Origin of the sequence: Bradyrhizobium diazoefficiens (assembly GCF_016616235.1) — a bacterium.
GTDB lineage: Bacteria > Pseudomonadota > Alphaproteobacteria > Rhizobiales > Xanthobacteraceae > Bradyrhizobium > Bradyrhizobium diazoefficiens_H.
This window is the reverse complement of the sequence record NZ_CP067100.1, coordinates 4,190,110-4,211,886: the sequence shown is the minus strand read 5'-3', so window position 1 is coordinate 4,211,886 and position 21,777 is coordinate 4,190,110. Positions and strand designations below refer to the sequence as shown.

16 protein-coding genes and 2 tRNA genes are annotated in these 21,777 nt (G+C 64.5%); 16 read left to right on the top strand and 2 right to left on the bottom strand.

Annotation, left to right across the window (positions count from 1 at the left end):
• Positions 1 to 390: 390 nt before the first annotated feature.
• The 4 genes from JJB99_RS19945 to JJB99_RS19930 are packed head-to-tail and all read left to right on the top strand — an operon-like array spanning position 391 to position 4,883.
• Entirely contained in the window at positions 391 to 1,407 is a 1,017-nt protein-coding gene (locus JJB99_RS19945; RefSeq protein ID WP_200494042.1) for an amino acid ABC transporter substrate-binding protein, read from the top strand.
• Between the two features lie 19 nt (positions 1,408 to 1,426).
• Positions 1,427 to 2,632 (top strand): amino acid ABC transporter permease, encoded by a 1,206-nt coding sequence (locus JJB99_RS19940; RefSeq protein WP_200494041.1) that lies wholly within the window; start codon positions 1,427 to 1,429, stop codon positions 2,630 to 2,632.
• Complete coding sequence (locus JJB99_RS19935; protein WP_200494040.1) at positions 2,629 to 4,134, top strand: amino acid ABC transporter permease; 1,506 nt, start codon at positions 2,629 to 2,631, stop codon at positions 4,132 to 4,134. Before JJB99_RS19940 ends, JJB99_RS19935 begins: the two co-directional genes overlap by 4 nt.
• Positions 4,135 to 4,145: 11 nt before the next feature.
• Positions 4,146 to 4,883: an amino acid ABC transporter ATP-binding protein gene (locus JJB99_RS19930; RefSeq protein WP_200494039.1), complete on the top strand. Its 738-nt coding sequence runs from the start codon at positions 4,146 to 4,148 to the stop codon at positions 4,881 to 4,883.
• Positions 4,884 to 5,001: 118 nt separating this feature from the next.
• Here JJB99_RS19930 and JJB99_RS19925 read toward each other — a convergent pair whose 3' ends face one another.
• Positions 5,002 to 6,036 carry a cysteine synthase A gene (locus tag JJB99_RS19925; protein WP_200494038.1) on the bottom strand — a complete coding sequence of 345 codons (1,035 nt, stop codon included), beginning with the start codon at positions 6,034 to 6,036 and terminating at the stop codon, positions 5,002 to 5,004.
• A gap of 776 nt (positions 6,037 to 6,812) precedes the next feature.
• On the opposite strand from JJB99_RS19925, the gene JJB99_RS19920 reads away from it, so the two are divergent.
• The 7 genes from JJB99_RS19920 to JJB99_RS19890 all read left to right on the top strand — a co-directional run bounded on the left by JJB99_RS19920 (position 6,813) and on the right by JJB99_RS19890 (position 17,318).
• A complete protein-coding gene (locus JJB99_RS19920) occupies positions 6,813 to 8,264 on the top strand; it encodes an efflux transporter outer membrane subunit (RefSeq protein ID WP_246774927.1) in 1,452 nt (483 codons plus the stop codon).
• A complete protein-coding gene (locus JJB99_RS19915; protein WP_200494036.1) occupies positions 8,254 to 9,654 on the top strand; it encodes an efflux RND transporter periplasmic adaptor subunit in 1,401 nt (466 codons plus the stop codon). Before JJB99_RS19920 ends, JJB99_RS19915 begins: the two co-directional genes overlap by 11 nt.
• Before the next feature lie 37 nt (positions 9,655 to 9,691).
• The gene (locus JJB99_RS19910; RefSeq protein WP_200494035.1) at positions 9,692 to 12,841 is read left to right on the top strand and encodes an efflux RND transporter permease subunit; all 3,150 of its coding nucleotides are present in this window, start codon (positions 9,692 to 9,694) and stop codon (positions 12,839 to 12,841) included.
• The gene (locus JJB99_RS19905) at positions 12,841 to 15,945 is read left to right on the top strand and encodes an efflux RND transporter permease subunit (protein WP_200494034.1); all 3,105 of its coding nucleotides are present in this window, start codon (positions 12,841 to 12,843) and stop codon (positions 15,943 to 15,945) included. The genes JJB99_RS19910 and JJB99_RS19905 overlap by 1 nt, the downstream gene beginning before the upstream one ends.
• 37 nt (positions 15,946 to 15,982) lie before the next feature.
• A complete protein-coding gene (locus JJB99_RS19900) occupies positions 15,983 to 16,717 on the top strand; it encodes a tRNA-uridine aminocarboxypropyltransferase (protein ID WP_200494033.1) in 735 nt (244 codons plus the stop codon).
• Between the two features lie 182 nt (positions 16,718 to 16,899).
• Positions 16,900 to 16,973: transfer RNA gene (locus JJB99_RS19895), tRNA-Cys, on the top strand.
• A gap of 198 nt (positions 16,974 to 17,171) precedes the next feature.
• Entirely contained in the window at positions 17,172 to 17,318 is a 147-nt protein-coding gene (locus JJB99_RS19890) for a hypothetical protein (RefSeq protein ID WP_200494032.1), read from the top strand.
• 84 nt (positions 17,319 to 17,402) lie between these two features.
• On the opposite strand, the gene JJB99_RS19885 is transcribed toward JJB99_RS19890, so the two are convergent.
• Positions 17,403 to 17,609, bottom strand: a complete 207-nt coding sequence (locus JJB99_RS19885; protein ID WP_200494031.1) for a hypothetical protein — start codon at positions 17,607 to 17,609, stop codon at positions 17,403 to 17,405.
• Positions 17,610 to 17,868: 259 nt separating this feature from the next.
• On the opposite strand from JJB99_RS19885, the gene JJB99_RS19880 reads away from it, so the two are divergent.
• From JJB99_RS19880 to JJB99_RS19860, 5 genes are all read left to right on the top strand, one after another.
• On the top strand, positions 17,869 to 18,129 hold the full coding sequence (locus JJB99_RS19880) for a hypothetical protein (protein ID WP_200494030.1): 261 nt from the start codon (positions 17,869 to 17,871) through the stop codon (positions 18,127 to 18,129).
• Between the two features lie 644 nt (positions 18,130 to 18,773).
• Positions 18,774 to 18,848, top strand: a tRNA-Asn gene (locus tag JJB99_RS19875).
• 212 nt (positions 18,849 to 19,060) lie between these two features.
• Complete coding sequence (locus JJB99_RS19870; protein ID WP_200494029.1) at positions 19,061 to 19,240, top strand: hypothetical protein; 180 nt, start codon at positions 19,061 to 19,063, stop codon at positions 19,238 to 19,240.
• A gap of 135 nt (positions 19,241 to 19,375) precedes the next feature.
• Complete coding sequence (locus JJB99_RS19865) at positions 19,376 to 20,032, top strand: protein-L-isoaspartate O-methyltransferase family protein (RefSeq protein ID WP_200494028.1); 657 nt, start codon at positions 19,376 to 19,378, stop codon at positions 20,030 to 20,032.
• Between the two features lie 206 nt (positions 20,033 to 20,238).
• Complete coding sequence (locus JJB99_RS19860) at positions 20,239 to 21,645, top strand: TolC family outer membrane protein (RefSeq protein WP_200494027.1); 1,407 nt, start codon at positions 20,239 to 20,241, stop codon at positions 21,643 to 21,645.
• The last annotated feature ends 132 nt before the right edge of the window (positions 21,646 to 21,777 follow it).

Here is a 21,777-nt window from a genome sequence, read left to right as displayed (position 1 = left end):
CGTCTGCTTTCAAAACCGCGTTTCCGCTCAGCGCAAGGCGCGCCGCGGGCTGGCCGAAAGGCCGCTGTCGTTAATAACAGAATACAGAAGACTCCCGTCAACCCCTTGACCCGGCTCGCCAGTCGTTCTGTGATGCGCAGGTGCTATTCAGTCGCCGCATGTTGAGGGGCCTGCCGCGACCTTCGATCCATCGTCTGACCGGACCTTGCGCCCAGCCATCAAGCGGGCGCCTGCGGCGGGGATTAAGGTATGGCCTTTCAGGGATGGGGCGGGTGTTCGGCAAGTTTTTCCAGCATGACTCTTGCAAGGCTAGGTCTTGCGACCCCTGGTCCTGGCAGCGACGATCCTGAGACAACGTTCCTTGAGACGACCTTGAAAGGCCTTCAGCCCATGAAACGCGTGACCCTGGCTCTCACTTTCGCTCTCGCCGCCGGCCTGACGGCCCAGACCGCCGGTGCGCAAACGCTCAAGACCGTCAAGGACCGAGGCACGCTGTCCTGCGGTGTCAGCCAGGGCCTGCCGGGCTTCTCCTCGCCCGACGACAAGGGCAACTGGACCGGCCTCGACGTCGACGTTTGCCGCGCGATCGCGGCCGCCATCTTCAACGACCCGACCAAGGTCAAGTTCGTGCCGACCTCGGCCAAGGACCGCTTTACCGCGCTGCAATCTGGCGAGATCGACGTGCTCTCGCGCAACACCACCTGGACCCTCTCGCGCGACACCTCGCTCGGCGCCAATTTCACCGGCGTGACCTATTATGACGGACAGGGCTTCATGGTGAAGAAGTCGCTCAAGGTGAACTCGGCGCTCGAACTGAACAGCGCCTCGGTCTGCGTGCAGACCGGCACCACCACGGAACAAAATCTCGCCGATTACTTCAAGGCCAACAACATGAAGTACGAGGTGATCGCGTTCGGCACCAACGACGAAACCGTCAAGGCCTATGAGGCCGGGCGTTGCGACGTTTTCACCACCGACCAGTCGGGCCTCTACTCCAATCGCCTGAAGCTTGCCAATCCCAACGACCACATGGTGCTGCCGGAGATCATCTCGAAGGAGCCGCTCGGGCCGATGGTGCGGCACGGCGACGACCAGTGGTTCGACATCGTGAAATGGACGCTGTTTGCGATGATCACCGCCGAAGAGCTCGGCATCACCTCGAAGAACGTCGACGAGAAAGCCAAGATGGACAATCCGGAGCTGAAACGCGTGCTCGGCACCGATGGCAATTTCGGTGAGCAGCTCGGCCTCACCAAGGACTGGGTGATCCGCATCGTGAAGGCCGTCGGCAATTACGGGGAAGTGTTCGACCGCAATGTCGGCGCGGGCTCGCCGCTCGCGATCAATCGCGGGCTCAACAATCTCTGGAACAAGGGTGGTCTCCAGTACGCGCCGCCGATCCGCTGATCCCGCCTGATCCGCGGCGATGAGCACCGAGGCTCGAAAACCGCCGGCCCAGATCGCGCTGAAGATCAGGCGCATTCTGGGCGGCAAGGCAGGCTGGAACGGCGTCGCCGTCCAGTTTGCCTTCGCCGCGATCCTGGGGTGGATCGGCTACGAGATCGTCTCCAACGCCCGCGCCAATCTCGAGAACCAGCACATCGCCGCCGGCTTCGGCTTCCTCCGCAACAACGCCGGCTTCGACGTCAACCAGACCCTGATCTCCTACACCGGCTCGGACACGTTCCTGCGCGTGTTCGTGGTCGGTCTCCTCAACACCCTCGTGGTCTCGGTGGTCGGTATTTTCTTTGCCACCGTGATCGGCTTCATCGTCGCCTTGTGCCGGTTGTCGCCGAACTGGCTTCTGTCGCGCGTCGGCGAGATCTATGTCGAGATCATCCGCAACCTGCCGCTGCTGTTCCAGATCCTGTTCTGGTACCTGGCTGTGCTCGCGGCCCTGCCCAATCCGCGGCAGAGCATTTCGCTGCTCGGCATCGGCTTCATCAGCAACCGTGGCCTCGTCATCCCGCGCCCGATCGGCGAGAGCGGGCTCGAGCCGTTCGTGGCGGTGGCGGCGTTCGGCATCGCGGCGTCGATCGGCTTGCGCATCTATGCGCGGCGGGCGCTGTTCCAGCGCGGGCAGATGATCCGGATCTGGCCCTACGTGCTGGTTCTGCTGTTCGCCCTGCCGCTCGTCACCATACTGGTCTCAGGGCTGCCATTCACGTTCGAGCTGCCGCAGCTCAAGGGGTTCAACTTCGCCGGCGGCTCGCGGATCGTTCCGGAATTCGTGGCGCTGACGGTGGCGCTGTCGACCTATACCGCCGCCTTCATCGCCGAGATCGTGCGCGCCGGCATCCTGTCGGTGCACAAGGGCCAGATGGAGGCGGGGTCCTCGCTCGGCCTCAGCCGCGGCACCACGCTGCGCCTGATCATCGTGCCGCAGGCGATGCGCGTGATCGTGCCGCCGCTGACCAACCAGTATCTCAACCTCACCAAAAATTCCTCGCTGGCGGTCGCGATCGGCTATCCTGACCTCGTGTCAGTCTGGGCCGGCACGTCGCTGAGCCAGACCGGGCAGGCCATCGAGATCATCGCCATGACGATGGGCGTCTATCTTCTGATCTCGCTGCTCACCAGCGCGATCATGAGCGTCTACGGTTGGCGCGTCAGCCGGAGCCTCGGCGCATGACCGACATCAGCTCATCCGCCTATGTCCGCCAGGATCTGCTCGCCGAGCGTCCTGCGCCGGTGAAGACGACGGGCTTCGTCGGCCTGGTGCGCATGCGCCTGTTGAACTCACCGACCAACATCCTGATCACCATCGTCGGTGCCTTGCTGCTCTGGTTCACCATCGTGCCATCGGTCAAGTTCCTGTTCGTCGACGCGGTCTGGTCCGGCACGGACCGCACGGCGTGCCTGATCGAGAACGGCGCCTGCTGGCCCTACATCCAGGCCAAGCTGCCGCAATTGATCTATGGCTTCTATCCCGAGGCCGAGCGCTGGCGGGTCAATCTCACCTTCGTCGTGGCAGCCGTTCTGTTGCTGCCGATGCTCGTTCCGCGTCTGCCGGCGAAGGCGATCAACGCCGGCCTGTTCTTCTTCGCCTTTCCCGTGGTGGCATTCTTCCTGCTGCATGGCGGCGGCATCAAGGGATTTGGCCTGAGCGGGACGGCGGACCTGCTGCAACTGTTCGACGACAGCATCATCGGCGCCGGACAGGTGCTGCTCAGCCTCAGCAAGACCTCGGCGATCGCGCCGCTGTTGTGGGCCATCGGCAACCTCATCCTGCTGGTCGGCACGGCGATTTACTGGCTGATCTTTCCGCTGACCTGGCTGCGTGACCAGCTCGAGGGCTCGGGCCAATCGGTCTGGACCGATTTTGCGATCACCACCGTGGTCGTGTCCTTGATTGCCTTCGTGGTCGGCGGCGGCGTGCGCACGGGATGGCGTCCCCTGGCGTGGAGCCTCGCGACTTTCGTCGCCATCGCGATCGTGATCAAGCTGATGGGGCTCGATCACGGCGGACTGCCGGTCGTGCAGACGAGACTCTGGGGCGGCCTTCTGGTGACGCTGGTGGTCTCCGTCGCCGGCATCGTCACCTCATTGCCGATCGGCATCGCGCTGGCGCTCGGCCGTCGCTCCACCATCCCCCTGATCCGGATCTTCTCGATCGCCTTCATCGAGTTCTGGCGCGGCGTGCCGCTGATCACCGTGCTGTTCTTCGCCACCTACATGCTGCCGCTGTTCCTGCCCGGCAATTTCACGGTCGACGGTCTCGTCCGCGCGCTGATCGGGATTGCACTGTTCACGGGCGCCTATCAGGCCGAGAACGTTCGCGGCGGCCTCGCTGCGATCCCGCGCGGGCAGGGCGAGGCGGCGGCGGCGCTCGGGCTGTCGTGGTGGAAGACGACCTCGCTGATCGTGCTGCCGCAGGCGCTGCGCCACGTCATCCCGAACCTCGTCAACAGCTTCATCTCGCTGTTCAAGGATACGTCGCTGGTCTCGATCGTCGCGCTGTTCGATTTGCTAGGGTCGCTGCGCGCCTCGTTCGCGGATCCGAAGTGGTCGGCGCCGTCAACCTTGTTCACCGGCTTTGCCTTCGCCGGAATCATCTATTTTCTGTTCTGCTTTGGAATGTCGCGTTACTCGCTCTTCGTCGAGCACCGTCTCAACGCCCACCGTCGCAACTGATCGAGGTCACCATGTCCGAACCCATCGTCAAGATTTCCGGCCTCAACAAATGGTACGGCGACTTCCACGTGCTGCGTGACATCGACCTCGAGGTCCACAAGGGCGAGCGCATCGTGATCTGCGGCCCCTCGGGCTCGGGCAAGTCGACGCTGATCCGCTGCATCAATGCGCTGGAGGAATTCCAGGAGGGCGAGATCGTCGTCGACGGCATCGAGCTCGGGCCGAACCTCAAGCACGTCGACGCCGTGCGCCGCGAGGTCGGCATGGTGTTCCAGAGCTTCAATCTGTTCCCGCATCTGACCGTGCTCGACAATTGCACGCTGGCGCCAATCTGGGTGCGCAACATCCCCAAGAAGGACGCCGAGGCGGCCGCGATGAAATTTCTGGAGCGGGTCAAGATCCCGCACCAGGCCAACAAGTTTCCGGGCCAGATGTCCGGTGGCCAGCAGCAGCGCGTCGCGATCGCGCGCGCATTGACCATGAACCCGAAGGTCATGCTGTTCGATGAGCCGACCTCGGCGCTCGATCCTGAGATGGTCAAGGAGGTGCTCGACACCATGGTCGATCTCGCCGAGGAGGGCATGACCATGCTGGTCGTCACCCACGAGATGGGCTTTGCCCGCGAGGTCGCCAACCGCGTCGTGTTCATGGATGCCGGCCAGATCATCGAGGCGAATACGCCGAACGAGTTCTTCGCGGCTCCCCAGCACGCGCGCACGAAACTGTTTCTGAGCCAGATCTTGCGCTGATCTCGTAGGGGGGACACGGCGCGAGAGCGCCTTTGCCACCCTGCGGCAGCCGGGCCGTTGGAAACTGTCGATCTCTTAGACTTTTAGGGATACAGATCGCTGCGCCGCAACCAACCGCCTAGACGAATGGCAGCTTGATGTTGCTGCGCTTCTCCAGCCATTCGGGCACGGGCAGGTTCTTGGCGCGCATGAAGTCGGCGTTGAACAGCTTTGACTGATAACGGCTGCCGGAATCACAGAGCACGGTGACGATGGTCTTGCCGGGCCCGAGCTGCTTGGCGAGCCGGATGGCGCCCGCGACGTTGATACCGGTCGAGCCGCCGAGGCACAGGCCTTCGTGCTGAAGCAGGTCGTAGATCACCTTCACGGCCTCCTCATCCGGAATCAGGAAGGCATCATCGACTTTGGCGGTCTCGATGACGGGCGTGACACGGCCGAGCCCAATTCCTTCCGTGATGGAATCGCCGGACGTCGATTTGGCCTCACCGTTCTTGAACAGTTCGTACATCGCAAAACCGTGCGGATCGGCGCAGGCGTTGATGATGCCCGGGTGCTTCTCCTTGAGATAGCGGCTGACGCCGGCCAGCGTGCCCCCGGTGCCGACCGAACAGATGAAGCCGTCGATCTTGCCGCCGGTCTGCTGCCAGATCTCGGGTCCCGTGGACTCGTAATGCGCCTTGGCGTTGTCGAGGTTGTTCCACTGGTCGGCGAACAGCACGCCGTTCGGCTCGGTCTTGCGCAGCTCGTCGGCGAGCCGGCGGCCGACGTGCTGGTAATTGTTGGGATTGGAGTAGGGCAGTGCCGGTGATTCCAGCAGCTCGGCGCCGCACAGCTTCAGAAAATCCTTCTTCTCCTGGCTCTGCGTCTCCGGGATCACGATCAGCGTACGATAGCCACGCGCGCTCGCCACGACCGCAAGGCCGATGCCGGTGTTGCCGGCGGTGGCTTCCACGACGAGACCGCCCGGCTTGAGCTCGCCGCGCTTCTCGGCCTCCAGGATCATCCATTTGCCGGCGCGGTCCTTGACCGACTGACCCGGGTTCATGAACTCGGCCTTGCCCAGGATGGTGCAGCCGGTCAGTTCGGAAGCGCGCTTGAGTTTGATCAGCGGAGTATTGCCAATCGCTTCGACAACGTCATTTCGAGGGGTCATATCGGGGGAAATCACTGGCAAGGGTTGATCTGGTTGGCCAGAACCTAGTGCTTGGGAGACCAAAGGGGAAGGCTTTTGCGCTGCGGCGAAATCCGCCGAAGCGCCCGTCGATGCAGCGATATTTCGGCGAAGAGATGCCGCCCACCGTGAGGCGGGATATCAGTAGGAGGATATGGCCGATCTTCGCGCGAGCGTGAAAAATAACGGTCGTCACCGGCGGCTCGCATCGCATCAGGCAGGATGTCCGAAATTGGCAATCGGCATAAGCGTGGATAGCGCAGGGAAGGCCGAAGACATATTTGCGCGGCGGATGTCTATTGAGTTTCGCCTGTGACCTCGCGAGAACGGCCGGGACGGCCGGGGGCAGGCGTCGAGAGACCGAGCTGAAGGCCGCATCCATTGCTGTTGCCGCCGATGCCGCCGGATTGAAGGGCTGGGCTGCGGTGTGGCGGCAATATCACATGAAATCTTGGTAAGCTCGAATGCGCGCCGGGCGGTCCGAGAGTGCAAGAAAGCGCTGCAAGACAATGGTTTCTTGTATTTGCCTCATTCTGATATCAGCGCGTTTGGGCAGCGCTTTCGCAGTTGCGGGCCTGTCCCACTGTTCCGCGCCCGGCTAGTATGAGTCCCAGGGTTCCGCAGAAAGCATCACCTGTGCACGAGTTGTCCAACGTCCCCCGACTGTTCCGCAGCGAATCGGTTAATCCGGCTGCGCGGTGGCGGCTGGATCTGCCCGGCGGGGGGTGGATGTGACACAGGATGCTTGTGCGATCACCATGCGGCGGTCTCCGGCGTCCATGCTCGGCATACCGCGCGCGGCGCGCTGGCTTGCGGTGCTGTGCCTCGCCGCCGGCTCGGGGGCTTGCGTGCTGACCCAGGATCTCCCGGATCCCGCGCTCGATGTTCCCACGCAGTACAAATACGCCGGGAAGGGCGATGCGCCGCCGTCACTCGATTGGTGGCGCGGCTTCCGCTCGGCCGAGCTGACGCAGCTGATGGAAGAGGCGCAGACCGTCAACCTCGACGTCGCCGCCGCGGTCGCGCGCATCGTCGAGGCGGATGCGCAGGCGCGGCAGGCAGGTGCGGCATTGCTGCCGAGCCTGTCCGGCACCGGGCAGGAGACCTATTCACGCACCTCGGGATCGAGCGCCTCGGGCCTCTCCATCGGCGGCCGCGAGGTCGTCAACTACCAGGCCTCGCTCAGCGCCAGCTATCAGCTCGATTTCTGGGGCCAGAACCGCGATGCGCTGCAAACGGCGGAAGAGACTGCGCACGCTAACCGCTTTGATCGCGACACGGTCGCACTGACCACGCTGGCCAGCGTCGCCAACGCCTATTTCCAGGTGCTGGCCTCGCAGGACCGCATCAGAACCTCACAGCGCAACATCGCGAGCGCGCAGCGCATTCTCGATGCGGTCAGGGAGCGCAGCAAGGCCGGCACCGGCACCGATCTCGACGTCGCCCAGCAGGAGAGCGTGCTCGCCAACCAGAAGGCGCTGGTGCCGCCGCTGCGCCAGACACTCGACCAGAACATCAATGCTCTCGCCGTGCTGGTGTCGCGCCCGCCGGAGAGCGTGCGCGTGCACGGCGGCTCGCTGAACGCAATCGCGATTCCGCGCGTCACGCCCGGCCTGCCGTCGGAGCTCCTGACGCAGCGGCCGGACATTCGCCGGCAGGAGGCGCAGCTTGCCTCTGCGACCGCGAATATCGGCAATGCCCGCGCCCAGTTCTTTCCGACCATCCAGCTCACCGGCAATGGCGGTTATCAGAGCTCGTCGCTGGCCTCGCTGTTCCAGCCGCATGCGGCCTTCTTCCAGCTCGTCGGCAGCGCGACGCAGCCGATCTTCGACGGCGGCAGGATCCTCGGCAATTTCGAGTATGCCAAGGCGCGGCAGGACGAACTGCTCCAGACCTACCGCAAGACCATCGTCCAGGCCTTCACCGACGTCGACAATGCGCTGTTCTCGATCAAACAGACCACGATCAAGCTGCAATTGCAGCGCGATGTCGTCGCCGCCTCGCGGCGAGCGTTCGATCTCTCGGAGCAGCAATTGCGCGCCGGCACCGCCGATATCGTCACCGTGCTCAACACGCAGCTGACGCTGTTTCAGGCCGAAGACGCGCTGTCGCAGGCGCAGCTGGCCCGCTTGCTCGCGATCGTCAGCCTGTATCAGGCGCTCGGCGGCGGCTGGGAGCCGCGCATGGAGAAACCGGTCAATGCTCTTTAAGCCGGATATGAAGGAAGGCGCGAAGGAGGGGACGGCGACGAAGTCGCGCGGCCGTGGCTTCCTCATGACCCTGATCACGCTCGCCATCCTCGGTGGCCTCGGTTATGTCGGCTGGATCATCATGCATCAGCAGCAGGCGAGCAACCGCAACCAGCGGCCGGATTTGCCGGTGCCGGTGCTGGCGGCAACGCCCCGGGTCCAGGACGTGCCTGTCTATCTCGACGGCGTCGGCGCGATCCGCGCCCTCAACACCGTGACCGTGCGCTCGCAGGTCGACGGCAAGCTGATCGCTGTCAACTTCACCGAAGGCCAGGACGTCAAGAAGGGTGACGTGCTCGGCGAGATCGATCCCGCGCTCTATCAGGCGACCTACGACCAGGCCGTCGCCAAGAAGGCGCAGGACCAGGCCCAGCTCGCCAACCAGCGCATCGACCTGACACGCTACGAGCAATTAGCTGCCTCCAATGCCGGCTCCAAGCAGCAGGCCGATACCCAGCGCGCGCTGGTCGCGCAGACCGAGGCGCTGATCAAGGCCGACCAGGCCGCGATCGACAACGCCGCGGCAACGCTGAGCTACACGAAGATCGTGGCGCCGATCTCGGGCCGCGCCGGCCTGCGCCAGGTCGACCAAGGCAACATCATCCATGCCTCCGACACCACGGGCCTCGTGGTGATCACGCAATTGCAGCCGATCGCGGTGTGGTTCAGCCTGCCGCAACAACAGATCATGCGCGTTAACGCGGCCGCCGCGAAGGGCCCGCTCGCCGTCGACGTGTTCGGCAATGACGGCGTGACCGTGATCGACACGGGCAAGCTCACCGGCATCGACAACCAGGTCGACCAGACCACCGGCACGCTCAGGCTCAAGGCCGAGTTCCCGAATGCCAATTACCAGCTTTGGCCCGGCCAGTTCGTCAATGTCCGCCTCAAGGTCGAGACCCTGACGCAGGTGCTGGTGGTGCCGACGTCGGCGGTGCAGCGCGGTCCGGTCGGCACCTTCAGCTACGTCATCGGCGAGGACAATGTGGTCTCGGCCAAGCCCGTGACGGTGACCCAGCAGAACGAGCATGACGCCGTGATCGCCAGCGGCCTGTCGCCGAACGACCGAGTCGTGACGACGGGCTTTGCCAATCTGTCCGACGGGTCCAAGGTGATCGTCGGCCGCGACGACCAGACGCCGTCGGCCGATCTCGCTCCGCGCAAGCGCTCGCGCGGGCCGCAGGGTGACGGCCAGAAGAAGGACGGTGCCAAGGACGGCCAGAAGGACGGACAAGGCAAGGACGGCGAGTTCCGCGCCAAGCGCAAGAGCAGCGAAGGCGACCAGAAGGGCCAGACCGGACCTGCACCGGAGCCGGGCGCATCCTCGGGACCTGGAGCCAAGCAGCCATGATCCCGACAACAGCCGCGTGACGCGGCAGGCGTAACCCATGGGTGTCTCCGAACCCTTCATCCGCCGCCCGATCGCAACCTCGCTGCTCGGCATTGCGCTTCTGATCGGCGGGCTGCTGGGCTATTTCGCGTTGCCGGTCTCGGCGCTGCCGCAGGTCGACTTCCCGACCGTGCAGGTGACGACGCAGCTGCCGGGTGCAAGCCCCGACGTGATCGCCTCGCTGATCACCGCGCCCTTGGAGCGGCAGCTCGGCCAGATTCCGTCGCTGTCGGCGATGAATTCGACGAGTTCGTTCGGCGTCAGCCAGATCTCGCTCCAGTTCGATCTCAACCGCGACATCGACGGCGCGACGCAGGACGTGCAGGCCGCCATCAATGCCGCCGCCGGTGTCTTGCCGAAGACGCTGCCTTATCCGCCGACCTACGCGAAGGTGAATCCGGCGGATGCGCCGGTGATGACCTTGGCGCTGCGCTCAGACACGATTTCACTGCGGGCCATGAGCGATATCGCCGATACAATCCTGGCACAACGTTTGAGCCAGATCTCGGGCGTCGGGCGCGTCTCGGTGCTCGGTGGGCTGAAGCCGGCAGTGCGTATCCAGGCGGACCTCGCGCGCTTGGCCGCCTATGGCATCGCCATGGAGGATTTGCGCACGGCGATCGCCAACGCCAACGTCTCCGGGCCCAAGGGCTCGCTCGACGGCGCGCAGCAATCCTATCTGATCGCCGCCAATGACCAGATTGCCGCCGCCGACGCCTACAAGCCCGTCATCATCGCCTATCGCAACGGCTCGCCGGTCACGATCGCCGACGTCGCGCAGATCGTCGACGGGCTCGAGAACGACCGCACGGGCGGCTGGTACCAGGGCACCCCGGCCGTCATCATCGATATCCAGCGCCAGCCCGGCGCCAACGTCATCGATGTCGTGAAACAGATCCGTGCCGAGATCCCCAAGGTGCAGCGCGCGGTGCCGGCCGGCGTGAACCTCACGATCGTCTCCGACCGCACCGTCACGATCCGCGCCTCGGTCCACGACGTCCAGTTCACCCTGATTCTCAGCGTCGTGCTGGTGACGCTGGTGGTGTTGCTGTTCCTGCGCTCGCTGCGAGCCACCCTGATCGCGGGCGTGGCGCTGCCGCTGTCGCTGATCACCAGCTTCGGCATCATGTATTTTTCCGGCTTCAGCCTCGACAATCTGTCGCTGATGGCGCTGACCATCGGTACCGGCTTCGTCGTCGACGATGCCATCGTGATGATCGAGAATATCGTTCGTCACATGGAGAACGGCGACAGCGCCATGGAAGCCTCGCTGAAGGGCGCCAGCGAAATCGGCTTCACCGTGATCTCCTTGACGGTGTCGCTGATAGCGGTGTTCATCCCGCTGCTGTTCATGTCGGGCCTGGTCGGGCGCATGTTCCGCGAATTTGCGCTGACGCTGACCATCGCGGTCGTGACCTCGGCCGTGGTCTCGCTGACGCTGACGCCGATGATGTGCTCGCGGCTGCTCAAGCACGCCCATGAGGAGCTGGCGCTGCCGGGTCTCGCCGCGATCAGCCGCTTCATCGACCGCACCGTCGCGTTCTACCATCGCACGCTGCTCTGGGTTTTGGAGCGCCAGCGCGCCACGCTGGTTGTGACGTTTGCGACGCTGGCTGCGACCTTGGTGCTCTATGTCGTCGCGCCAAAGGGCTTCTTGCCGCTCCAGGACACCGCCTCGATCACGGCGGTGACGGAGGCGGGGCCCGACGTCTCCTTCGCCGAGATGCAGAAGCGGCAGGCTGAGGCTGCCGATGCCATCAAGGCCGATCCTGACGTGGTCGGCGTCGTCTCGGTGATCGGTGCGGGCTCGGTCAACCCGACCACCAATGTCGGGCGTCTCGTGATGACCTTGAAGCCGCGCGGCGAGCGGCGCGATGATGTCAGCGTGGTCGTGACCCGGCTGAAGCAGCGGGTCTCCGGCATTCCCGGCATGACCGTCTACTTCCAGCCGGTGCAGGACGTGCAGATCTCGACCCAGTCGAGCCGCTCGCAATACCAGTACACGGTGACGGGCACCGATGCAGCGCTCGTCTCGGAATGGGCGCGCAAGCTGGTTGCGGAGATGCGGCGCGACCCCTTGTTCCGCGACGTCTCGTCCGAGGCGCAGGAGGGCGGCCTGCGGGCGCAGCTCGAGGTCGACCGCACCCGCGCCGGCCAGCTGGGCGTGAGCCTGCAAGGCATCACCGACACGCTGAACGACGCTTTCGCACAAAGGCAGATCTCGACCATCTACGGCCAGGCCAACCAGTACCGCGTGGTGCTGGAGGCGCTGCCGATGTACCAGCGCGATCCCTCGATCCTGTCGAAGCTGTATCTGCCGGGCGCCGCGAGCGCGACCGTCGGCGCGCCCAATGCCCAGGTGCCGTTGTCGGCGGTGGCGACGTTGAAGCGCACCACGGCGCCGCTCGCGATCTCGCACCAGGCGCAATTTCCGTCGATCTCGCTCAGCTTCAACCTCGCGCCGGGTGCGGCGCTCGGCGATGCCGTCGAGGCGGTGAAGGCGATCGAGACCCGCATCGAAATGCCCAACAGCATCGTCGGCGTCTATGCCGGCGATGCCGCCGAATTCGCCAAGGCGCTTGCCGGGCAGCCTTGGCTGCTGCTCGCCGCCGTGATCACGATCTACATCGTGCTCGGCGTGCTCTATGAGAGCTACATCCACCCGATCACGATCCTGTCGACGCTGCCCTCGGCCGGCGTCGGCGCGATCCTGGCGCTGCTGCTGTGCGGGCAGGATCTCTCGGTGATCGGCCTGATCGGCATCATCCTCTTGATGGGCATCGTCAAGAAAAACGCGATCATGATGATCGACTTCGCGCTCGAGGCCGAGCGCGGACAGGGGATGTCACCCAATGAAGCCATCGTGCAGGCCTGCCTATTGCGCTTCCGCCCGATCATGATGACGACACTCGCGGCGCTGTTCGGCGCGCTGCCGCTGGCGATCGAAAGCGGCACCGGCGCCGAGTTGCGCTTTCCGCTCGGCATCTCCATCATCGGCGGCCTGCTGTTGAGCCAGCTCTTGACGCTCTACACCACGCCGGTGATCTACCTCGCCCTCGACCGCATCAACCGCCGCCTCGAACAGGCGCTGCCGCCGGCCGCATCCGGCGGCCCGCCGGTCGGCGGCGCGACCGAGGGGATGCAGTGATGGCATCGATCTCGGAGCCCTTCATCCGCCGCCCGGTCGCGACCACGCTGCTGTCGATCGGGCTGTTCCTGCTGGGTGTCGTCGCCTACGAGTTCCTGCCCGTGGCCTCGGTCCCGAACGTCGATTTTCCCGCTATTTTCGTCTCGGCCGGCCGGCCCGGCGCCGATCCCTCTGTGATGGCTGCGACCGTGGCCTCGCCGCTGGAGCGGCGGCTGGGTGAAATCGCCGGCATCAACCAGATCACCTCGACCTCGTCGCTCGGCGTGACCAGCATCCAGCTCCAGTTCGACATAGGCCGCAACATCGACAAGGCCGCCCGCGACGTGCAGGCCGCGATCAATGCCGCGCTGGTCGACCTGCCGAGCGACCTGCCGGCGCTGCCGCGGTTTCGCAAGGCCAACACGGCCGGCGCCCCGGTGTTCGTGCTGGCGCTGACCTCCAAGACGATCTCTCCGTCCGCGATCTACGACGTCGCCGATAGCGTGCTGGCGCAACGCATCTCGCAGGTGCCGGGCGTCGGCAACGTGACCATCAGCGGCGCCGATCAGCCGGCAGTGCGCATCCAGCTCAATCCGGTGGCACTCTCGAACGCGGGCATTGCCACCGACGACGTGCGGACCGCGATCATCAGCGCCAACCCGCTCGGCCCGGTCGGCATCTTCAACGGCGAGCGCCAGAGCGAGACGTTGTCGCTGAACCGGCAGATGCGGACGGCGAAAGAGTTCCGCGACATCGTCATCAAGAGCGCCAAGGGAAATTTCGTCCGGCTCTCCGACGTCGCCGACATCGAGGACTCCGTCCGCAACGCTCGCTCGATCGCCTGGTTCAACAAGCAGCCGGCGGTGCTGATTCAGATCACCAAGCAGGGCGATGCCAACGTCATCGACACCGTCGACAGGGTCAAGAGGCTGATACCCGAGCTCAAGCAGTGGATCCCGGCCGGCGTCGAAGTTCTGACCCTGGTCGATCGAACCAGCACGATTCGCGCCAGCGTCCTCGACATGCAATGGACGCTGCTGGCGACCGCTGTCCTGGTCATGGTCGTCGTGTTCGTGTTCCTGCGCCGGATCACGCCGACGATCGCCGCCGGCATCTCGGTGCCGCTGGCGCTGGCCGGCACCTGCGCCGGCATGTGGGTCGCGGGCTTCTCGATCGACAATCTGTCGCTGATGGCGCTCGCAATCTCCGTCGGCTTCGTGGTCGACGACGCGATCGTCATGATCGAGAACATGTACCGCAATCTCGAACACGGCATGCGGCCGTTCCAGGCCGCGCTGGAAGGCGCCCGCCAGATCGGGTTCACCGTGGTCTCGATCAGCCTGTCGCTGATCGCGGCGTTCACGCCGCTGATCTTCATGGACGGCATCGTCGGCCGCCTCCTGCGCGAATTCTCGCTGACGCTGACCTTCGCGATCCTGGTCTCGACGCTGGTGTCGCTGACGGTGACGCCGATGATCTGCGCCCATTACATCCGGCAGACCACCTCCGGCACCGCGACCCTGTTCGACCGGATCGTCGAAGGCTCGCTGTCGCGCATCGTCGCGTTCTACGCGAGAACGTTGCGGACCGCGCTGGAATTTCCGCTGCTGACGCTGCTGATCTTCTTCGCCACCATTGCGCTGACGGTGACGCTCTACATCAAGATTCCCAAGGGCTATTTCCCGACCGACGATTCCGGATTCGTCATCGGCGCGACGCGTGCCTCGGCCGACATCTCGTTCCAGTCGATGCTCGGCCTGCAGCAGCGGCTCGCCGACATCGTGATGCAGGATCCGGCGGTGGCCGGCATCGGCTCGACCGTCGGCAGCGGAGGCGGGCCGGGGCCGGCGACGTCGAACCGCGGCACCATGTTCATCAGCCTGAAGCCGCCGGAGGAGCGCGATCACGTCTCGACGCAGGTGGTGATCGACCGCCTCAGGCGCGCATTGTATCCCGTGCCCGGCATCCGCCTCTTCATGTTCGCCGCCCAGGACGTGCGTGCCGGCGGGCGCCAGAGCGATTCCGACTACCAGTACACGCTTTCCAGCACCGATCTCGGCCTGTTGCAAAAATGGGCGCCGATCGTGGCCAAGCGCATGGAGAGCGTCGAGGGTATCACCGACGTCTCCAGCGACCGCGATCCCGGCGGCCTCCAGCTCACGCTGAACATTGACCGGCAAAAGGCCGCGACGCTCGGCGTGCGGGTCCAGGACATCAACAATGCGCTGAACAACGCGTTCTCGCAGCGGCAGATCTCGATCATCTACACCCAGCGCAACCAGTATATGATCGTGCTGGAGATCGACCCGAAATTCCAGGTCGATCCCTCCAACCTCGATCGCATCTATGTTGCCGGTGCGGGCGACGCGCAGGTGCCGCTGTCGGCCGTTGTGCAGGCGACGCGCGGGCTCGCCGCGCTCGCGGTCTATCACTCCCAGTCGTTCCCCTCGACCACGGTGTCGTTCAACCTCTTGCCGGACGTGCCGCTCCAGACCGCCACGCAGAACATCCAGCGCGCCGTCGAGGAGCTGCATATGCCGGAAGGCATCCGCGGCAGCTTTGACGGCAATGCCGGCGATTTCGCCAGGACCAGCGGCCGGCAGCCGCTGCTGATCCTCGGTGCGCTTGTGGCGATGTATATCGTGCTCGGCGTGCTCTATGAGAGCCTCGCCCATCCGTTGACAATCATCTCGACGCTGCCGTCGGCCGGGTTAGGTGCGCTGCTCGCCTTGCAGGTCACCAACACGCCGCTGACGGTGATCGCCTTCGTCGGCATCATCCTGTTGATTGGGATCGTCAAGAAGAACGGCATCATGATGGTGGACTTCGCGCTCGACGCCGAGCGCCAGCGCGGCTTGTCCTCGGCAGAGGCGATCTTCGAGGCCTGCCAGGCGCGTTTCCGCCCGATCCTGATGACGACGATGGCGGCGCTGTTCGCCGGCATCCCGCTGGTGGTGGCGACCGGCCCGGGCACCGAGCTGCGGCGTCCGCTCGGCATCACCATCATCGGCGGCCTGTTCGTCTCGCAGATCCTGACGCTGTACACGACCCCTGTGATCTACCTGCTGATCGACCGCCTGCGGCGGCGCTCCGAGCCGCGTCAGCTGCCTGCGCCGGCGGAATAGGTTGTTGAAGCCCCACTTCGAGCGTATAGCGGCGACCATGTCGAACCCTACAGCCGCAGCGCCGGCCGATCCGATCCCCGAATGCCCGCATTGCCAGAAGCCGATGCCGCTGTGCATCTGCGATAGCGTCACGCAAATCAAGAACCGGCTCTCGCTCCTGATCCTCCAGCATCCGCAGGAGCAGGACAGGGCGCTCGGCACCGCGCGGCTGCTGGCCAAGCACTTTGAAGATGCCACCGTGCGGGTCGGTCTGTCCTGGCCGAGCCTGTCCAAGGCGCTGGGCCGGCCGGTCGAGAATGCATCGCACTGGGCTGTGCTCTATCTCGGCTCGGCACGCGCCGCCGATCTCGACGCGGAAGGTGAGATCGTGGCGCTCAGCCGCAAGGGCGAGGTCGCTGAGAACCAGCGCGCCATCCTCGGCAAGCTCGAAGGCGTCGTGCTGCTCGACGGCACCTGGAGCCAAGCCAAGGCGCTGTGGTGGCGCAATCCGTGGATGCTCAAGTGCCAGCGCGTGATCCTCAACCCGGCGCATCCGTCGCGGTATGGACGCCTGCGCAAAGAGCCGCGGAAGGACGGGCTCTCCACCATCGAGGCGGCGGCGACGATCCTGGCCGGCCTCGAGCGGCGTCCTGACATCGCCGACACGCTGCACGCGAGTTTTGAACGGCTGTTGACGCGCTACCGCGAGGTCCAGGCCGAGATGCCGGAACTGGCACCCAAACCTGCCCCGAAAGGCCGCCGGCGCGACTTCAGGCGTCGCAAATCAGCCTGACCGGCCCACTCATCTGTACGATTGATTGCCCCGTGCCGGGCGGACGGATAGTGGACACGACGTCGAGCTGACCAAGACGACGTGCAACCGCGCGATCCTGCTGACAGGGGCGGAGTGAAAACCTTGGCGCCCGCTCGGGGTTGCCTAAGCCATTGATCCCCTATATTGCTCCGCCCTGACGGGGCCACGTGGCGGAGTGGTTACGCAACGGTCTGCAAAACCGTGTACTCCGGTTCAATTCCGGACGTGGCCTCCATCGCAAGCTTCTGATCTTCCAGCAAAATTTGTGTCGTCGCGGGGGCTTCGCCGATACTGCGCGCCAGCCCCCGCCGGGGTGAGGCGGGACGCCGCCATCGGATTTGCCCGGGGTTCGGCCGAAACCAGCATTTCAGGCTTGATGGCATACACTTCGCACTGCGAAGTGCATTCCCCATCAACGAGCGCTGGAGCACCCGTGGGCCACATCGTCCGACTTGTCTCGAAATCCGAGCTGGAGCGGGCCCGCCTGATCCGCAAGACGCGCGCGATCTATGACAGCATTTTTCCGCCGGCCGCGCCGGATCGGGCGCCGCTGGACGGCGAGGAGCGCGTCAAGACCTGATCGCGACCGCGTCGGGCTCGGGGCCTGGTCGACAGCAAAACGCCCGCAGATCGCGGGCGCATCGGCTCATGGTGGAAAGGGACCTCAGCAGGCCGCGTACCAGTCGTCCGGAAACGGCAGCAGGGGCCAGGCGCCCTCGTTGTCATTCGCGGCCCTCAGAGTTTGCTTGGGCGCCGCCTTGAAGCTCCACGAGCGGGGCACGAATTCCGCCTCCGGCGCGGGCGCGAAATCCTGATGGACCATGGCGTCCCGGACGGCATCCAGCATCAAGTTGAATTCGGCTTCGCTCATCGCACCCTCCGGCAATTCGGAAGGCGAATGTCGCAAAGCCGGTTTGTTTCCTAATTGAGCCGATCGTTCGAATTTTACCGATCCGACGATCGCGGCCCGATTGGTTAGCGATTCCTGAAAATCCCCACGGAAATTTTAGGCAGCCCGGGCGCATCGCCAGTGTGAATGAGATCACATCCTCAGCGGATTATTTCTCCTACCCCTTCACACACACCGGCCAATACAGGCCGGTCGGGCAGGGCAGAACGGGAGACTGGTCATGAAGGCGCGGTTCTTGCGGTTTGCGGGTGTGAGGAGCCGGGCGCGTCGCGCCTCGACGGTCGGATTGTTTCTCACGCTGTTTGCCTCCGCCGCCCAGGCGCAGGGCACACCCGAGCAGCGCCGGGCCTGCACCCCCGACGTCTACCGTCTCTGCGCCGGTGAAATCCCCAATGTTCGCGCCATCACCGCCTGCCTGCGGCGCAACCGCGCCAGCCTGAGCGAGGCTTGCCGCTCCGTGTTCAACCAGGCCGGCGGCTGACTGCAGCCTGTTGATTTGTGCGCAGCAAGTAGCTCGCGGGCATTGGCGAATCCGCCGTGATCAGCCTGTGGATATGCTGCGGATATGTTGTGGAAGGCCGGTGACGGTACCGCGGATCCCGAAAGCAGATGCGTCGCTGGAACGTCATATCTCTGTCAAACGATCGCACTGAATGACTCGAAGATCGATAGGATATCAGCTTCGGCCGGCGTTATGCTGCGGAGAATTCGAATCGATATGAACTGCCCCTGCGCGTCGCGCCACGTTCCGGAGTGTAGATCGATCGCGTGGTGAACGTTTCGATCGCACTCCGGACGAATCTTTCGAGCAATGCCATTTGTTGCTGCGGCGCCTGCGCCGACCGACGTAGGCGCTGAAAGCCGGTTTCGATCGGGGATTTCATATGAAGGCCGTGCTCAGGAAAAAACGTCAACCTCTGCAAGTTCACTGCGCTGCGGCTGCGCGACGACCCCGGCACCAAGACCACCTCGTTCGTCGCCGAGTAAGCGCACCTGACTTGCTCCGAAAGGGGGGCCGCGTCCCGGCCCTTCCTTACCCGCGTTGCCGATGATGTCGAATTCGTCCTTTGCAAGCGCAAGCGGCTTTGTTATACGCACCCCGCGCGAACGACTGGTTCGCCCTTTTCCTCGGTAGCTCAGCGGTAGAGCATCCGACTGTTAATCGGATGGTCGCTGGTTCGAATCCAGCCCGGGGAGCCAAATTTCGTTGTATTCGCAATAACTTGCTGTCGCATCCTGACATGATGCGCGATATCGCTTCAGCACCATCTTAACTCCGATCATCTCAATCAGGCGCGGAATCGCGTTCAAGCGCTTGTGTGGACGCTCGCCGTCGCGCCGCGGCGGTGGCGCCAAATCGACTTAATTCAAATCGAGGTTTCGAGGGCCGGACTCTTACGGAGCTGATTCCCATGCCCGACATCCAGATCGACCGTGCCCACATGGCTCCCTCGATGATGCCGGCTGACGTTCCCGAGCTCAGCGATGATGAATGCCTCGCCCGTCTGGCGCGTGCGGTCGAGACGCCCGATTCGGCTCGGCTCGACGAGGTCGCCGCGCTGATCGGTCGGCTCGCGGTCACGATCGAATAGCCCAGCGCCGCTTGTGCCGTGACCTGCACAGCCTGGGCTTGCCCGGGTGCACGGACTGTTGCGTTTTGGCGGAGCCTGTTCCAAAGATGCCGCCAACTTTCGTCGGCGGCATCGTCCGCATTGCAGGGTCCGCAAATGTCCGGTTTCTCGACCGCGCGCCTCAAAATGGTCGATGGCCAGGTGCGCACCAGTGACGTCACTGATCGCCGCGTCCTTGACGCCATGCTCACGGTTCCGCGCGAGGCGTTCGTGCCGGCCAGCAGGCAGGCCTTGGCCTATCTCGACCTCGATCTCGACGTGAGCGAGGGCGGCACCAAGCGCTTCCTGATCAAGCCTCAGCTGACCGGCAAGCTGCTCCAGGCCGCAGAGATCAGCGAGGACGACAACGTTCTGGTCGTCGGCTGCGCCACCGGCTATCTCGCGGCGCTCGCCGCCAGGCTCGCGCGCCAGGTTACCGCAACGGAATGCGATTCGGCCCTGGCCGCGAAGGCCAAGGACACGCTGGCTGGCGTCGCCAACGTCACCTGCAAGGCCGCATCCTGCGCCGAGGGTGATGCGTCTGCCGCTCCCTATGACGTGATCATCCTCAATGGCGCCACCGAGGTGACGCCGGACGGGCTGCTCGGGCAGCTCAGGGAGGGCGGGCGTCTGGTGGGTGTGTCGGCCCAGTCCAGGCCGCCGCGGGCCATCATTGTGACCCGTACCCACGGAGAATTCGGCCATCGGTCGCTGTTCGATGCCGCCGCTCCGGTGCTTCCCGGGCTGGAGCGCGCCCCCAGTTTCGTTTTCTGACGGCTCAAACCCTGTTAAAATCCCGTTCTGAATCATTAGTGTGGCCGGGATGCTGCACGTGAAGAGTTTCCACTGGGAACTGCCTTGAGGTGGTTCCGTTGCGCCAATCCGCGTCCTATGTTGCGGCGGGGCAACGACTCCACTCGGTAGACGGTAACCCAGCTCGCGGGCACGAGATGGGCGTTAGGATGAACGGAATTTCAGGGATGCATGGGGTGAAGCTCTTCACCGGAGCTGCGGTTTCGGTCGTGTTGCTGGCACTTGCCGGGCCGGCGCCTGCCTTGGCGGACACGATCGAGGCCGCCTTGGTGCGCGCCTATCAGAACAACCCGCAGCTCAACGCACAGCGTGCCCAGGTGCGCTCGACCGACGAGAACGTGCCGCAGGCTTTGTCGGGCTACCGCCCCAAGGTCAATTTGAGCCTCAGCAGCGGGTATCAATATCAGGATATCCAACAAACGCAGAAGGGCCCGTCGATCTATAGCGCCTCGCCCTTTACCTCCGGGCCCCTTCAACCCAACAGCGCCAGTCTGACCGTCAACCAGACGCTCTACAACGGCAATCAGACCGCCAACAGGACGCGCGCGGCGGAGAGCCAGGTCTCGGGGTCGCGCGAGGCGTTGCGTGTGCTCGAGCAGACGGTGCTGCTCCAGGCTGCGACAGCCTACATGGACTATCTTCGTGACTCCGCCACCCTCGAGGTCCAGCGCAGCAACGTGCGCGTGCTTGAGCAGACGCTGAAGCAAACGCGCGACCGTTTCAATGTCGGCGAGGTCACGCGCACGGATGTGGCACAATCCGAAGCGCAGCTGGCTGCCGGCAGGACGCAAGCCCTGACCGCCGAATCGAATCTCACGACGACACGCGCGAACTTCCGCCGGATCATCGGCAATGAGCCCGCGGTCCTTGCGCCAGGCTCGCCAGTCGATCGCTTTCTACCCCGGACGCTCGCCTCCGCGGTCAATCTCAGCCTGGTGGAGAACCCCAACGTCACGGCTGCGATGTTCGGCATCGACGTCAACTATCTCCAGGTCAAGATCAACGAAGGCGCGCTGCTGCCTACGCTGACCGTTCAGGCTGCCGTGAGCCAGTCGACCGAACAGACCCTGACGGTCTTCCGGACGACGACCGCCTCCGCCATCGCGACAGCCTCGGTGCCGATCTATCAGGGTGGCGGAGAATATTCGCTGATCCGCCAATCGAAAGAGAATTTGGCGCAGCAGCGCCTGAATCTCGAAACCACGCGTGACCAGACCCGCGCCAACGTCGTGCAGGCCTGGGGCCAGTTGGAAGCCGGCAAGGCGCAGGTGAAGTCCGCGCAGGCGCAGGTGACGGCCTCCGAGATCGCGCTGAACGGCGTGCGCGAGGAAGCCAAGGCCGGCCAGCGCACCACGCTCGACGTGCTCAATGCGCAACAGGCGCTGGTGAACGCGCGCGTTGCTCTCGTCACGGCCCAGCATGACCGCGTCGTCGCGTCCTATTCGGTGCTCAACGCGGTCGGCCGTCTCGCACCTCAGGTGCTCGGTCTCAACACCACGGTGTACGATCCCAGCGTGCACTACCAGCAGGTCCGCGACAGCTGGGCCGGCGTGCGCACGCCTGACGGACGCTGAAGTCCCGTAAGTGTCCGGTTGGCCTCGCAAACAGTTAGGCCGACCGGCGCTTTGCTTGCAATCATCAAAATCCCTGACATAGCCTTGCCAAGACGATGCGGGTCGATTCGCGCCGCACCGATGTCGTGTGCG

Bases quoted from the DNA above. Each gene is read 5' to 3' on its own strand.
- JJB99_RS19880 (WP_200494030.1), top strand. From the start codon at position 17,869: ATGAAGGCGCGGTTCTTGCGGTTTGCGGGTGTGAGGAGCCGGGCGCGT.
- JJB99_RS19860 (WP_200494027.1), top strand. From the start codon at position 20,239: ATGCATGGGGTGAAGCTCTTCACCGGAGCTGCGGTTTCGGTCGTGTTG.
- JJB99_RS19865 (WP_200494028.1), top strand. From the start codon at position 19,376: ATGTCCGGTTTCTCGACCGCGCGCCTCAAAATGGTCGATGGCCAGGTG.
- JJB99_RS19900 (WP_200494033.1), top strand. From the start codon at position 15,983: ATGTCGAACCCTACAGCCGCAGCGCCGGCCGATCCGATCCCCGAATGC.
- JJB99_RS19945 (WP_200494042.1), top strand. From the start codon at position 391: ATGAAACGCGTGACCCTGGCTCTCACTTTCGCTCTCGCCGCCGGCCTG.
- JJB99_RS19910 (WP_200494035.1), top strand. From the start codon at position 9,692: ATGGGTGTCTCCGAACCCTTCATCCGCCGCCCGATCGCAACCTCGCTG.
- JJB99_RS19930 (WP_200494039.1), top strand. From the start codon at position 4,146: ATGTCCGAACCCATCGTCAAGATTTCCGGCCTCAACAAATGGTACGGC.
- JJB99_RS19870 (WP_200494029.1), top strand. From the start codon at position 19,061: ATGCCCGACATCCAGATCGACCGTGCCCACATGGCTCCCTCGATGATG.
- JJB99_RS19925 (WP_200494038.1), bottom strand. From the start codon at position 6,036: ATGACCCCTCGAAATGACGTTGTCGAAGCGATTGGCAATACTCCGCTG.
- JJB99_RS19920 (WP_246774927.1), top strand. From the start codon at position 6,813: ATGCGGCGGTCTCCGGCGTCCATGCTCGGCATACCGCGCGCGGCGCGC.
- JJB99_RS19905 (WP_200494034.1), top strand. From the start codon at position 12,841: ATGGCATCGATCTCGGAGCCCTTCATCCGCCGCCCGGTCGCGACCACG.
- JJB99_RS19915 (WP_200494036.1), top strand. From the start codon at position 8,254: ATGCTCTTTAAGCCGGATATGAAGGAAGGCGCGAAGGAGGGGACGGCG.
- JJB99_RS19935 (WP_200494040.1), top strand. From the start codon at position 2,629: ATGACCGACATCAGCTCATCCGCCTATGTCCGCCAGGATCTGCTCGCC.
- JJB99_RS19885 (WP_200494031.1), bottom strand. From the start codon at position 17,609: ATGAGCGAAGCCGAATTCAACTTGATGCTGGATGCCGTCCGGGACGCC.
- JJB99_RS19940 (WP_200494041.1), top strand. From the start codon at position 1,427: ATGAGCACCGAGGCTCGAAAACCGCCGGCCCAGATCGCGCTGAAGATC.